The 14,284-nt window shown below is 46.7% G+C and carries 11 protein-coding genes; 1 reads left to right on the top strand and 10 read right to left on the bottom strand.

Going from position 1 to position 14,284, the window contains the following annotated elements; translation table 11 throughout:
- The first annotated feature begins 81 nt into the window (after positions 1–81).
- Positions 82–621 carry an Rv3235 family protein gene (locus tag A1sIIB106_RS05020; protein ID WP_095671408.1) on the top strand — a complete coding sequence of 180 codons (540 nt, stop codon included), beginning with the start codon at positions 82–84 and terminating at the stop codon, positions 619–621.
- Here the strand turns inward: A1sIIB106_RS05020 and secA are convergent.
- The 10 genes from secA to A1sIIB106_RS05070 all read right to left on the bottom strand — a co-directional run bounded on the left by secA (position 618) and on the right by A1sIIB106_RS05070 (position 14,193).
- A complete protein-coding gene (secA, locus tag A1sIIB106_RS05025) occupies positions 618–3,290 on the bottom strand; it encodes a preprotein translocase subunit SecA (protein ID WP_095677584.1) in 2,673 nt (890 codons plus the stop codon). The two genes, A1sIIB106_RS05020 and secA, sit on opposite strands and share 4 nt — an antisense overlap.
- Positions 3,291–3,353: 63 nt before the next feature.
- Positions 3,354–4,013, bottom strand: a complete 660-nt coding sequence (locus A1sIIB106_RS05030; RefSeq protein ID WP_125932741.1) for a ComF family protein — start codon at positions 4,011–4,013, stop codon at positions 3,354–3,356.
- 40 nt (positions 4,014–4,053) lie between these two features.
- Positions 4,054–5,628 (bottom strand): MtrAB system histidine kinase MtrB, encoded by a 1,575-nt coding sequence (gene mtrB, locus A1sIIB106_RS05035; protein WP_095677586.1) that lies wholly within the window; start codon positions 5,626–5,628, stop codon positions 4,054–4,056.
- 1 nt (position 5,629) lies between these two features.
- On the bottom strand, positions 5,630–6,316 hold the full coding sequence (gene mtrA, locus A1sIIB106_RS05040; RefSeq protein WP_095671412.1) for an MtrAB system response regulator MtrA: 687 nt from the start codon (positions 6,314–6,316) through the stop codon (positions 5,630–5,632).
- On the bottom strand, positions 6,316–7,596 hold the full coding sequence (gene ahcY / locus A1sIIB106_RS05045) for an adenosylhomocysteinase (protein WP_095677587.1): 1,281 nt from the start codon (positions 7,594–7,596) through the stop codon (positions 6,316–6,318). The genes mtrA and ahcY overlap by 1 nt, the downstream gene beginning before the upstream one ends.
- A gap of 95 nt (positions 7,597–7,691) precedes the next feature.
- Positions 7,692–9,065, bottom strand: coding sequence for a phosphomannomutase/phosphoglucomutase (locus A1sIIB106_RS05050; RefSeq protein WP_095677588.1), 1,374 nt, complete (start codon positions 9,063–9,065; stop codon positions 7,692–7,694).
- A gap of 42 nt (positions 9,066–9,107) precedes the next feature.
- A complete protein-coding gene (locus tag A1sIIB106_RS05055) occupies positions 9,108–9,485 on the bottom strand; it encodes a DUF3499 domain-containing protein (protein ID WP_095677589.1) in 378 nt (125 codons plus the stop codon).
- A gap of 42 nt (positions 9,486–9,527) precedes the next feature.
- On the bottom strand, positions 9,528–10,841 hold the full coding sequence (locus tag A1sIIB106_RS05060) for a DUF5719 family protein (protein WP_095677590.1): 1,314 nt from the start codon (positions 10,839–10,841) through the stop codon (positions 9,528–9,530).
- A complete protein-coding gene (locus A1sIIB106_RS05065; protein ID WP_095677591.1) occupies positions 10,838–13,879 on the bottom strand; it encodes a glycosyltransferase family 2 protein in 3,042 nt (1,013 codons plus the stop codon). Before A1sIIB106_RS05065 ends, A1sIIB106_RS05060 begins: the two co-directional genes overlap by 4 nt.
- 5 nt (positions 13,880–13,884) lie before the next feature.
- Complete coding sequence (locus A1sIIB106_RS05070) at positions 13,885–14,193, bottom strand: WhiB family transcriptional regulator (RefSeq protein WP_223299370.1); 309 nt, start codon at positions 14,191–14,193, stop codon at positions 13,885–13,887.
- Between the last annotated feature and the right edge of the window lie 91 nt (positions 14,194–14,284).

Below are 14,284 nucleotides of genomic sequence, written 5' to 3' on the forward strand. Positions count from 1 at the left end.
TCTCCACAGTAATACTTTCGGATGAGAAGAAGCAGCACTTTAAATTGATGAGTGTTTCTGCATTGCGAGCGACCCTGCGCCATGACTACTCAAAGAGAATATACAGAAGTTAAAAGGGAGCTACGCCTGGTTTCTAGTTGCGAGGATCCAGCGCTATGGACCCATCCGCAGCTAGATCTTTACTCACTTTCCGAGATTGCCAATAAAAAGAAATTTGAGCCGCTTCCCCAGCAAAGTGCGAAACTTTACTTAATCCCATCCAACTTCGGTGAAGAGTATGAACCAGGGTTTGAACCTGTACCCACATCGGCAAGTGAATTGCCTGAGTTACATACTTGGACGATGAAATTTGCTGTAAGCGTTGTAGAAATTTGGGCCGGTCGCCGCCAGCCAGCACAATTGATATCACGCTGCCATCGCCATATCTATATGCAATTGCTAAAGCAGGTGGGAAGTCAGAAAGAGATTGGAAGAATTCGAACCATCCATCAGAGCCAACCCCTAGATGGTATTTGTGAATCAACGATTACCGTTAGATACGGTGATCGACTGCGCGCGATGGTAATCCGATTTGAAGGCGTTGATAAGCGTTGGTTATGTACGGAACTGCGTCTGCTTTAAGCGGCACCGTGGCAACGTTTGAATTTCTTACCTGAACCACACGGACATTGTGCGTTACGGGAAATTTCACCCTTTGTGGAAACACCAGATTCATCGGCTGCTGTGTATTGGAGCGCAGATAAATCAGAAGGTTTCTCAGTGATGCCTGCCGCAACAACTTCGGAGCCATCGCCTTGGACAGAAACTTCAACGTTGAAGACCAAACTTGCAAGCTCCTCTTTGATTCCATCCATCATCGCTGAGAAGAGTTCATAACCTTCGCGCTGGTATTCAACTAGAGGATCGCGTTGCGCCATTGCGCGCAGACCAATTCCCTCTTGGAGGTAATCCATCTCGTAAAGATGTTCACGCCACTTACGATCTAGAACTGAAAGCAATACCTTGCGCTCTAATTCACGCATCACACCTGCACCGAGTTCGAGCTGGCGTTTTTCATAAGCCGCTGTTGCATCTTCCAGGATTTGATCAGCTAAGTAATCGACATCTAACGCTGCGCGTGAGCCAATTTTGGCAATAAGTTCGTCGGCGGTAAAACCAATTGGATATACAAGCTTTAGCGCTTGCCATAGTCGATCAAGATCCCAATCTTCGCCGTAGCCCTCAGCGGTTTCGGCATTTACATAAGCAATTAGCGTATCTGCCAAGAAAGTTTGTACCTGCGTAGAAATATCTTCGCCTTCAAGTACTAGGCGTCGCTCACCATAAATTACTTCACGTTGGCGATTCATTACATCGTCATATTTCAAAACGTTTTTACGGATCTCGAAGTTCTGTGCTTCAACCTGAGTTTGAGCTGAGCGAATGGCATTGCTCACCATCTTTGACTCGATTGGTTCGTTATCTGGAAGACCTGCTGCAGATAAGAATCGCTCAACTAACGCCGAATTAAAGCGGCGCATTAACTCATCTTGCAGTGAAAGATAGAAGCGAGATTCACCTGGATCGCCTTGACGTCCAGAACGTCCGCGTAACTGGTTATCAATACGACGAGATTCATGGCGTTCGGTGCCAAGAACATAGAGGCCGCCAAGGGCAACAACTGCCTCATGATCTTTGGCAACTGCGGCTTTCTGTTTAGCAATTTCTTCTGGCCATGCCGCTTCATATTCAACTGGGTTATCAACAGGTGAAAGTCCGCGTCGTTGAAGTTCGAAGTCAGCCATGAATTCAGGGTTTCCACCGAGCATGATGTCCGTACCGCGACCTGCCATATTGGTTGCAACTGTAACTGCGCCGCTTACTCCAGCACGAGCGATGATTGAAGCTTCGCGTTCGTGATGCTTAGCATTTAGAACTTCGTGAGGAACTCCTGATTTCTTAAGAAGGGCTGAAAGCTCCTCAGATTTTTCAACTGAAACTGTTCCGACGAGAACAGGTTGGCCTTTACGATGACGCTCGACGATGTCTTGGGTAACCGCCGTAAATTTTCCGAGTTCAGTCTTATAGACCAGATCCGCCTGATCCATGCGCTGCATTGGGCGGTTGGTAGGAATTGGGACGACGCCAAGTTTGTAGATCTGTTGAAATTCAGAGGCTTCAGTCATCGCCGTACCGGTCATACCTGAAATGGTTTCGTATAGGCGGAAATAGTTCTGAAGTGTGATCGTAGCCAAAGTCTGGTTCTCATCTTTAATTTCGATGCGCTCTTTAGCTTCAAGCGCCTGATGTAAACCTTCGCTGTAGCGACGGCCCGACAACATACGGCCTGTATGCTCGTCAACGATTAAGAGCTCGCCGTTCATGACAACATAGTCTTTATCGCGCTTGAAAAGTTCCTTGGCGCGGACTGAGTTATTTAGATAACCAATTAACGTTGTATTTGCCGCCTCGTAGAGGTTTTCAATCTTAAGCAGTTCTTCAACCTTGGTCACACCATCTTCAAGAATTCCGATGGTCTTTTTCTTCTCGTCTACTTCGTAGTGAGTATTGCGCTGCAGTTTGTCGGCAATATTTGCAAACTCTACATACCATTTAGTTGCTTTATCCGCGGGTCCGCTGATGATCAAAGGCGTACGAGCTTCATCGATAAGAATTGAGTCAACTTCATCGACTACTGCAAAGAAATGATCTCGCTGAACACAATCATCGAGTGTCCATGCCATGTTATCGCGCAGGTAATCGAAACCAAATTCATTATTTGTACCGTAGGTAATATCTGAGTTGTACGCGATGCGACGCTCAGAAGGAGTCATGCTATTTACAATTACTCCGACGGTAAGTCCTAGGAAGCGATGGATACGACCCATCCATTCGCTATCGCGCTCAGCAAGATAATCGTTAACGGTAACAACGTGAACGCCTCGACCGGCAAGTGCATTTAAATATGAGGGAAGGGTTGCAACGAGAGTCTTACCTTCACCTGTTCGCATTTCAGCAATATTTCCGCGATGCAGTGCGGCGCCACCCATTATCTGTACGTCATAGTGGCGCTGACCAAGTGTGCGCTTTGCCGCTTCTCTAACTACAGCGAAAGCTTCAGGAAGTAAATCATCGAGAGTTGATCCAGCGGCAAAACGAGATTTAAATTCATCGGTCTTGGCGCGAAGCGCTTCATCGGAAAGGGATGAGATCGCAGGCTCAAAGGCGTTTACTTGATCGACAACCTTGCTTAACTCGCGAAGAATCTTTCCTTCGCCAGCCCGCATGATTCGGTCAATAATCTTTGCCATTTACGACCCTTTCCAAACCAATTCCTACCCATTTGGTATCCAGTTACTACAAATCTAGACCCCTTATCGTAGGGGTTTAGCCGTACAACTTGTTACCGCGCCAAGCACGGTAAAACCTGCAGTACGCAAGGCCCGGATCGCCTCGGCCAGGGTGGCCCCAGTGGTGATCAGATCATCAATAACAATAATCTTAGGTCCAGTATTCCCTGCGGAAAATTCAGTGGTGAAATCAGGTGATATTGAAAGCGCCCCAGAAATATTCTCTGATCTATCCATGAGATTTAACTGAGATTGATCTCTTACTTTACGAATATGTGTCAATGGCGATTGGTGAGATAGCCCTACTTCAATTGCTACCTGCGTTGTAATCTCTTGCAAGAAATTTCTGCCTCGTTTTCGATTAGCCGATTTTCTCGAAGGTATAGGTACAAGAGTTGCGGGGCCGTGACGGTTTACAAATAGTTTAAGTGAGTGAACTATTCCATTAACAATTAGTTGATCTGCTGCCTTAATTTGCGACTCCTTTGCGCTTAACAAGACGCGTGAAGCGATCGGAGAATATTGGATAGCAGAAAATACTGGGAAGCTTTCGCCACGACAATTTATCACTCGTTGATAAAAATGCGGATGCCACTGTTTGCGACATTCAGAGCAGATCGAAATTCCTAGCCTGGAACAACCGATGCAACGGGAAGGAAAAATAATTTCGGTGAGGTTAAACACCGCCGGAGTATTGCTTGGAAAATATCCACCCGAATTGAAATTAAATTGGCTGAGGATAATCTTTCGGTTGCGGACGTATTGGTCTACCGGAAATCTGAGATCCGGCAATTAGCGGAAGTGTAAGAACGAAGTGCGCTCCATGACCGAGCGCTCCCCAGGCATCGAGTTCGCCGTTGTGTAACCGTGCATCTTCAAGTGCAATTGAAAGACCAAGTCCTGTGCCACCGCGTACGCGCGCTCGAGATGGATCAGCACGCCAGAAGCGATCGAAGACTCGCGAGAGCGATGCAGGGTCCATTCCGGGACCAAAATCTCTTACTCCAACTCCAACTTCACTGTAGGTTGCAACAACAGAAACGTGAATTGGTTTCTCATCTGAGTGATCAAGAGCATTAGACAGTAAGTTGCGCATTATTCGCTCAACGCGTCGAATATCGGCCTTCACCATTACCTGCTCGGTTTCATGGTCAATTTCCACAGAAATAGTGTGGTCGTGGGCGTTAGCTCGAACATCTTCAATACATCTTTCGATCAGCCTTACCAAGTCGAAATCAACTGGTTCAAGAACCGCTACTTCTGCATCAAATCGGCTTACTTCTAATAAGTCTTCAAGTAACTTCTCAAAGCGATCAAGTTGGGCAACCAAAAGTTCAGAGCTCCGCGCAATATTTGGATCAAAACTTGCTTTCGCGCTGTAGATAACTTCTGATGCCATTCGAAGAGTGGTTAGTGGGGTGCGTAGTTCGTGCGAAACATCTGAAACAAATCTCTGCTGTACGCGAGATAGGTTTTCTAAACGCGTGATCTGTGATTCCAGTGAAAGAGCCATCTCATTAAATGCCGTGCCTAGTGTGGCAATTTCATCTGAGCTTTCCACCTTCATGCGCTGTGAAAAATCGCCTTCCGTAAACTGTTGGGCAATGCGGGCAGCTTCTCTAACAGGCCGAACAACTTGCCTTACTACCAACCAAGTGATTAAGCCGATCAGGAATAGCAGTGCCAGGCCGGTAAACAGCAGGGAACTTTTGATTAGTGAAAGGGTTGTATTTTGATTGGTTAGTGAGTAAACCAAGTACATCTCGTAGTTACCGGAGTCAGGAATCGCAATTCGTCGACCTGCGATCAAGACATTGGCATCTGCGCGGTTTTTATATTTTACTGTTGCGTACTTGTATTCGACTATGTCACTGGCACGAACGCGTTGTCTGAGCTCGGTGGGAAACGATGAGATATCTAACTCATCTGTTGCAGTGCTGTAATCGGGCGCTATTTCATTACCTAATGGGTCTGCGCTCTGACCGAAGCGACTGAGAAAGATTGATTTTCGATCTTGGTTAAGGCTTACTTCGGTCGAAGAAATAATTATCTCTTGAACTGTCTCGGTGATGATCTTGGTATTTGCGCCCTTTACCAAGAGAAATTCATATTGCGCATTGAAGAAGGATGAGCGAGCTTCGGCAAGTGAGGTCTCTAAATTAACCTGCTTAACGCCATCAGATAGCTGAGAATAAAGGGCTGAACCGGTAAGCCACACGACACCGAGCGATAGAAGAACCGTCGAGAAAATTACCTTAGACGCAAGGGAATTTCGAAAGGCAAATAAATTTCGGTTCATACTAGGAACCGCCCAAGACTCCTGCTTTATATCCAACTCCGCGCACAGTCATGATGATGTGTGGGTGCTCTGGATCATGCTCAACCTTGGAACGCAGGCGCTGCACATGGACATTTACAAGACGAGTATCCGTTGAGTGGCGATAGCCCCAAACCTCACCCAACAGCGCATCGCGTGTAAAGACGCGACCCGGCTCTTTAGCTAAGGCAACTAATAGATCGAATTCCAAACGAGTTAGCGCAATCTTTTTTCCGGCTCTGCTTACTTCATGGGCTGTAACATCAATTGAAAGATCACCGATTACGAGTAGCCCAGAGATGTCTGCATTTGTGCGACGCAAGCGCGTGCGAATACGAGCGATTAATTCGGAAGGGTGGCGAAATGGCTTAACCATGTAATCATCTGCACCGGCTTCAAGCCCGCGCACAACATCATGAGAGTCACCTTTTGCACTCAACATCACAATCGGCACCATAGATTCGGCGCGGATCAACTTACAAACTTCTATTCCATCTAAACCGGGAAGCATTACATCTAGCAGTACGAGATCTGGAGGATTATTTCTAAATACCTCCAGAACCTCGTCACCACGACTTACGAGATCGACATCGATGCCGGCACCGGTTAATACGATGCCGAGCATCTCTGCCAGGTCTTGGTCGTCATCGACGACCATAACCAAAGTCATTAGCTACCGTGCTCCCAAGAGTTGAGGTACATATCTTGTGCAGGAGTTAGCGTGTCGATACGGCCACCCATCGAAATCAACTTCAAGCTGGCAACTTCCTTATCGATATAAGTTGGAACGTTATGAACACCAGCAGGAAGATTCTTCGCTTCCTTAACTAGGTATTCAGCAGTTAGCGCTTGATCAGAGAATGACATATCCATGACTGATGCTGGGTGTCCTTCTGCTGCTCCTAGGTTAACTAGGCGACCTTCTGCAAGAAGCAATAGACGGCGTCCATCTGCAAGAACGTATTCGTCAGTTTGGTGACGCATCTTCGCATTCTTCTTCTTGGCGTTCTGCTCAAGCCAAGCAACATCGATTTCGATATCAAAGTGGCCTGAGTTAGCCATGATTGCGCCATCTTTCATTACAGCAAAGTGCTCATCACGAAGTACATCGCGGTTTCCTGTAACGGTGATGAAGACATCGCCAAGCTTTGCAGCTTCGACCATAGGCATCACGCGGAAGCCTTGCATCATCGCATCTAGCGCCTTGGTTGGATCGATTTCAGTAACAACTACATCGGCGCCCATACCTTTAGCGCGTTCTGCAACGCCCTTGCCGCAATATCCAAATCCAGCGACAACTACTACGCGTCCTGCAAGCAGGAAGTTTGTAGCGCGGAAGACTGCATCAAGTGTTGATTGACCGGTTCCGTAACGGTTATCGAACATGTGCTTTGTATCGGTGTCGTTGACAGCGATCATTGGGAATGTAAGAGCACCATCTTTGGCCATCTGATTTAGACGGATAACGCCAGTTGTTGTCTCTTCGCAGCCGCCAGCAATGTTAGGAAGAAGTTCCTTGCGAGTTGTGTGAAGAGTGTTTACGAGATCGCAACCATCATCGAATACTTGGTGAGGTTCGATATCTAGCGCTGCGTTGATATGTGAGTAGTAACCATCGCGGTCAACTGCATTGCGAGCAAATACAGAGATTCCGTATTCGTGAACGAGCGCTGCTGCGGTGTCATCTTGTGTTGAAAGTGGGTTTGAGGCGCAAAGTGCGATCTCTGCACCGCCGGCTTTAAGAACGCGCATCAAGTTTGCGGTCTCTGTTGTCACATGCATACATGCAGAGATACGTACGCCTGCAAATGGTTGTGACTTTTCAAAGCGCTCACGAATCTGAGCAAGTACTGGCATATTGCGTTCTGCCCATTCGATGCGCTTGCGGCCCTCGGCGGCAAGAGAAGCATCTGCGATATCGTGTTTTGGAATTGTTGTTACAGGTGTCATTGAAATATATCTCCCTAGTTTAAACGGCTGTTTTTTCGCTTGACCTTCGGCGTAGGGCTCTACTGTGCTAGTCGGCTATAGGCATAGCGTACTAGTTAAGGGATTAATACGAGGATGTCTAGGTCGCCACGGATCATGTTAAGTACATCATCTCGAACCTTTTTCATACGGGCTTCCGTGGAAGCCTCAACGTTGAGTCGAAGGAGGGGCTCAGTATTTGACGCACGTAGGTTAAACCACCAGGTATCGCCACTTATCGTCAGCCCATCAAGGTGATCGGCTGCTACGCCATCTTTCTTGAGATAAATCTCTTCAACGTGCTTCATCGCAGCGTTTGCATCTGCGACTTCAGAATTGATTTCGCCACTAGAGATATATCTTGAATAAGGTTTAAGAAGAGTCGAAAGTGAACCCTTCGCTTCGCCGAGAGCTGCAATGGCGTGGAGTGCTGCCAACATTCCAGAATCTGCTCTCCAAAAATCTTTGAAGTAGAAATGTCCAGAATGCTCTCCGCCAAAAACTGCTCCGGTATCTGCCATTAATTGCTTTATATAAGAATGGCCAACGCGCGAACGAATAGCCTTTCCGCCTTTTTCTTCAACAATTTCAACGACTGCTCGGGAAGAAATTAAATTGTAAATAATATTTGATCCTGGATATTTCTTTAATTCACGATCTGCAATTAAAGCCGTGAGAGTAGAAGGATTTACCAAATCTCCGTTTTCATCCACCAAAAAGCATCGGTCAGCATCTCCATCAAATGCTAATCCGATATCTGCCTTATGTTTTTTAACCGCCTTCTGCAAATCTTTCAAATTCTTGGGATCTATCGGATTGGCTTCATGGTTTGGGAATGTGCCATCTAACTCAAAATACATCGGAATTACTTCGCAGTTAAGTCGGTCAAAGACCGCTGGAGCGGTGTGTCCAGCCATTCCGTTTCCAGCATCAATGACCACCTTTAGCGGGCGGATCTCTGATAGATCAACCAATGAAAGTAGATGATCTACATATGAAGAAAGTAAATCCTGCTCTGACTCTTTACCTACGCTTCGAAAATCAATTGGAGATCCTTCATTTACAAATCGCTCAATAGTTAAGAGCCCCGACTCTTTTCCTATTGGGCGGGCTCCACTTAAGCAGAGTTTGATCCCGTTGTATTCGGCTGGATTATGGCTGGCGGTAAACATCGCCCCAGGGAAATTGAGTTTGCCTGCTGCAAAATAGAGCATGTCGGTAGATGCCAACCCGATACGGATTACATCTAAATCTTGCGAGGTCACTCCTGCTGAAAAAGCATCGGCAAATAATGGTGATGAAGGGCGCATATCTTCGCCGATAACAACTGTTCCGGGTTCACGTTCTTGTTGCAGGAATCTGGCAAAGGCAACTCCTGTTGCAAATGTAAAGTCAGCGGTAATTTCAACATCAACTAATCCGCGAATGTCATAGGCTTTAAATATTGGAATTTTCTCTTCCTTCGCTAATTAATCTCGAGAAGTAGCAAGAATCTAAGACGGGACTGCGCGTAAGTGTCCGCGCCGTCCAAGTGATGCGTTATCGGTTGTAACAGGATCCCCGTTTTGATCTTGCATCGACTCATGGTTTGCAGCAACTTCACGGACTGCATCTGCAATTGCCATCAGATCATCTTCGGATGGTCCAAGGCCTGCCTGCGAAGACTCTTCCTTGATTACTGTCCAACCATTAGGAACGGTTAGGCGCTTTCCATGTGCTTCGCAGAGATCATATGAATGTGGTTCTGAATAAGTAGCCAGTGGGCCAAGCACTGCTGTTGAGTCCGCATAAATATAAGTAAGCGTCATCGAAGCCATGCTTCGGCAACTTACCCGCGAACAACTGCGCCCTGTGCGCGCCAACTTACTCATGACGCTAAGGCTAGTGGTTGGGTAGCAAAAAAACTGGGATTGTCAGGGAGTTAAGACGCGAATATTCGACATTGGAACTGATGATTTAGTCAGAATGCTTCCTGCTGTAAGTGGGAAATATCCATATCCACTCTTGGTTGCAACCAGCCCTGCGCCATAAATTCCTTTTCCTGCGCCGGTAATAGATATCGAGCGAACCCCATCTGGAACCTTTACCGCGGCGATATCTTCCCCGTTAATGCGAACGGTTTTACGTTTGCCATTATTGAAGAGAAGTACAAGCTCGGCTTTAACTTTTGCTCCGATAAAGATTAATTGAGGGGCAAGACCTGCGACCGAAAAGTTGGATTGGGTCAATTCTGCCGCTGCTGTACTCCAGATAAAGTCTGATTTACCTTCAGAGATTGTCTGTGAAAATACTGAAGCAACTATCGGCTCATCGGAAGAAATTTTGATTCCGAATTTGCTCGCTGGTAAATTCGGATTCAAATCTAAAGTCGCGACCGATCCGCTCTTTATAACTTTGTCTTCTAGCCCAGCAGGAATAAATGATCCATCTGTCGAGTAGACAGAAACGGTGATGCGAGCATCTATTTCACCAGGTGCCAGGATCCGTAAGGTGTGCGGCAATTCAACTGATTTTGATCCGACTTTACGTACCGTATGTGGAATGGCAGGGATAAAGACCTCTTTACTTGCCTTTGGCGCAAAATTAACAATATCGCCACCAAGGGCGCGTAATCCTCGACCGCGTTCATCGATCATGTAACTCGTAACTCGACCTGCTCGTGTGATCGTCTTGATAACTAGCGATTGAGAACCGGGAGCTAGTGAATCAACTCCAATTTCAAGATATGAGTTTGCCTTAATGGTGATTGCCTTGGTTGGTTGCGCTCCAATTTCATTCCAAACTTCAATATCTACGATTGCAGCACTTAATCCACTGTTTACCAGGATCAACTTGCCTTTACTTGTTACATCAGCGGCTCCGCCAACAAACCATTGCTCAGTCTGCAATGATGAACAAATGGTGGAGCCGGCCCAAACGCCTTTTCTAATCTGCCACACAACCGGCGTTGCACCCTGTGACTCTAAAATTATTGGCGCTTTCTTCTGCATGTAGCGCAGAGTTTGCGCAGGAATGAAGGAGAGGGATTTAGTTCCAGTTGATCGAATCTGACTCTTTGAGGAAGGCAGAGAAATCGCACTGGTTAAACCGCTGGGCGTTGAAGGACAGACAACGGCAGGGTAATTTGAAGAGAATTTTCCATTTGATACTGCGACATCCGCCGCATTGGAAAGCGCTAAAACTAAAGCAAGGCCAGATGCCAGAGCCAATGGACGCCTGATCTTCATGCCAGCTCCGAATCTTCAATTTCGCGACGGCGACGTCCAGCGGGAAGTGCCAAGACTACGACTGTGATAAAGATGATTAACTCTAAAGAAATTAGCGCGCGACGAAGTGAGCCGTCATAAAGGAAGCTAACCGTCCCTGGTTGTAATACTTCAAACACCGGCAAGTTAACGACGCTGCGATTTCTATCTAGACGCTGACCTTCTTGCATAGCCCGCCAACCTTGAGCGTAATTCTCGGTAAGAGTTAAAGTCCCTGGCTCTGGAACTGTGACTTCAAATTCAGATTGACTTATCGGTAGCACCGTCGTCTTGCCAGCAAGATTAGTGAATAAAACTGTTCCGGTGTTTGCAGAAATCTTCCAGACGATTCCTGCATTTGTTGATGAGGCTCGAGTAAATCCCCCTAAGCCATCGATAATGCGAACTAAGTTTTCATCGGTCGGATTTTTGAGGAATAGATACTTGATTCCATTTAACGCAAATGTTGAACTAGAAGTTAGCCCACTTCCATCGGCAAGCTCAAGTACAGCATTGGTAATTTGTTCACGATTTGATGGCGCCATATCTGGATCGCCAAGTCTGGCATCTCCACCACGCGCCAAATAAAAGTTTAGTGATACATCTTCACCTACTGTGCGAGGTCTAATAACCATTGTCTTCGCATCTTTTTCAACCGCTAAGAATGGAGGAAGTACTATCTCGCGTCCACTTTGCAATGGAGCAGATCCTGCAGTCGTGGCTACCCAAAGCGTTGCCGAGAGCGCATATGTAGCGGTTGCAATGAGCATAACCGCAGCCGAGATGTGACGGAAATTCACATGCGTTGCTTTAAGCCTTTCTCGCAACTTGTCAGATACGGCAATTGCGGAGGCGATTGCCGTCATAGTTGTGATTGCCATAAGAGTTCCGGGGTAGAGCTGCGTTGCGATACTTGTGCCGTTACCTGTTATAGAGATTGCACTGAAAAGAATAGAAATTAACAGTGATACAAATCCAATTTCTGCGATAAAACGAGCACGGGTTGATGAGAAGAGGGAAATTACTAGTACCAAAGTAAGTGGACTAATTAGATACCACGGTAAGGAGCCAGGACCACCTGGGTTTCCTAATAATGCAAAGTTTGGACCACTTCCCTGCAGAAGAAAACCGGAATCTAAGAAAAATCTATTTGGATTAATGATTAACTCGAAACTCCAAGGTGCGCAGATGAGAAGTGGCGTAAATGTCAACGCTAAGCGGCGATAGAGACGAGCGTTGAATAAGACGATATTTACGCCGCTGCTGCTATCAATGTAGTCGCGATAAATTGAAAACCCAGTTAGAGCAATTCCTAAAATAAAGATAAATGGGGAAAATGCAAAAATAATCGAGACAAGAAGCGAAAGAGCAAAGACCTTGCGCCAAGAAAATTCCTCAATTTCAAACCAACCTCGGGCAGCGATAGCCAACAATGGCAGTAGCAGCAAGACAATTAAGGTGCTCAAGCGACCGGAGTTAATTGCTGAAATGGCAACTGGGGAAAGTGCATATAGAACAGCGCCGGATGTGGTGAGCCATCTATTTGTTGAGAACTCCTTAAAGAAGAGATGTCCGGTTAGCGCCAGCAATACTGGCGCCAGAAAGAAGAGCGCTGCAATAAAGAAGTTCACGTTTCCGAAGAATGGAGTAGCCGCCACCGCAAGAAAAGCCATCCACGTTGGGGCTGATGCGGATGTGCCCATAGCGATGGAGTGCCAACCACTGAAATAGGTATTCCAGAGCGCACTTACACCTGAAGGCTGTTCAGGTAAGGCGCCTCCAGATATTGAACCCAACCTAAATCTTGACCAGAAGAAAGTTAAAACAAATAAAAATAATGTGGCTGCGATTAATGGACGTTTTAAGAGCGTTATCCAACTGCGACTGTTAGCGGGAGTAAGCAAATCTTCTTCATCTAAATTCTCATCAAGCAGAGACGGGTTTCGGACTTCGGTAATCTCACTTGGGAATAGCTGCTCACGAACCCACTCTGCTGAACGCGAGGCGGCCAATCTAAGTTGTGACCATCTCGAAGGAATAAATCGAAGCGCAATCCCTGATGGAACAAGGCGTTGCGTTTTTCTTACCTTTCGGGCGCGAAAGAGTTCGCCCGGATGAAGAAATTGCGTTCCTACAGCCAAGATCTCATCACCGGCATAACCCGGCAGTTTTGCAAATAGAAAAGCGATGGACCTAAAAATCGCGCCCGCTAAGAGTTGTACGGTTAGAAAAGGAAGTCGCCACCAAGATGAATTAACTAATAGAACATATGCGGCATTTCGGCGATCTAATAAAAGTGGACGATGTAAGAACGCTTCGGCTACATCAACCGAGCGACGCTCATTTGCAGAAGCTTCTGCATGGAATGCAACAGCGCTTGAAACCGCTATAGCCGCAAATCCTGCTGAGTAGAGGCGCCAACCAAAATCAACATCATCGCGGAATAGATCTAAATTAGGATCAAATCCACCTAGTTGTTCAAATATATCTCGGCGAATCAAAGCACCTGCAGTGCTAACTGCGAGTACTTCATGAACTCCATCGCGCTGTCCTTGGTCATATTCAGCTGGCTCAAGTCCAGTCCAACGATTTCCATTTGCCGCGATGCTGATGCCAATCTCTAAAAGATGGGTGCGATCATGCCAACCAAGTAGTTTGGGGCCGGCCATTGCAACGTTTGGTCGTGTATCAACTTCTGCAATTAAATTTTCAAGTGCAGAACGATCTACAGAAAGATCGTCATGAATTATCCAGAGCCATTCGTGTTCCGGATCACTTGATGCAGGAAGAGTTGCAACAGCATGCGACACTGCTTCGCCGAAACCGGTATCGCGATCCATTGGTAGCACTGGAATTCGTGCGCCCTTAACAAGTTTCGCGGATGAATCAATAGAACCTGTATCAACGGCAACTATCGAATCAACTTGCAGAGTCTGCGAAGTTAAAGAGGCAACTACTTCGGGCAACCAAAGTTGTCCATCATGTAGTACCAGAATCGCGGTGACGCGATGTGAACTCATGAGAGTTACGCTGGGCGGCGCTTCAAACGGCGACGCTCACGTTCGGAGAGTCCACCCCAGATTCCAAAACGCTCATCGTGTGCGAGCGCGTATTCCAAACATTCTTGACGAACATCGCAAGAAAGGCAGACGCGCTTTGCTTCGCGAGTAGAGCCACCCTTTTCTGGAAAGAATGCTTCTGGATCTGTTTGTGCGCAGAGTGCGCGTTCTTGCCAAGAGAGCTCTAGGTTCTCTCCGCTTGCTAATTTAATTGATGGTCCAGCAGTAGGGGCTGTTGGATTGCCAGTAGGTGTAGCTTCTGGACGAATCGGCATCGACTAATCTCCTCAAGACCTTCGCAGCCAGCCTCGTGTTGAGGTCGGCTTCTCTAGAACGAATTACACGCTTGTAATCCCATTTAGTCAA

It is taken from the genome of Candidatus Planktophila lacus (genome assembly GCF_002288325.1).
Classification (GTDB): domain Bacteria; phylum Actinomycetota; class Actinomycetes; order Nanopelagicales; family Nanopelagicaceae; genus Planktophila; species Planktophila lacus.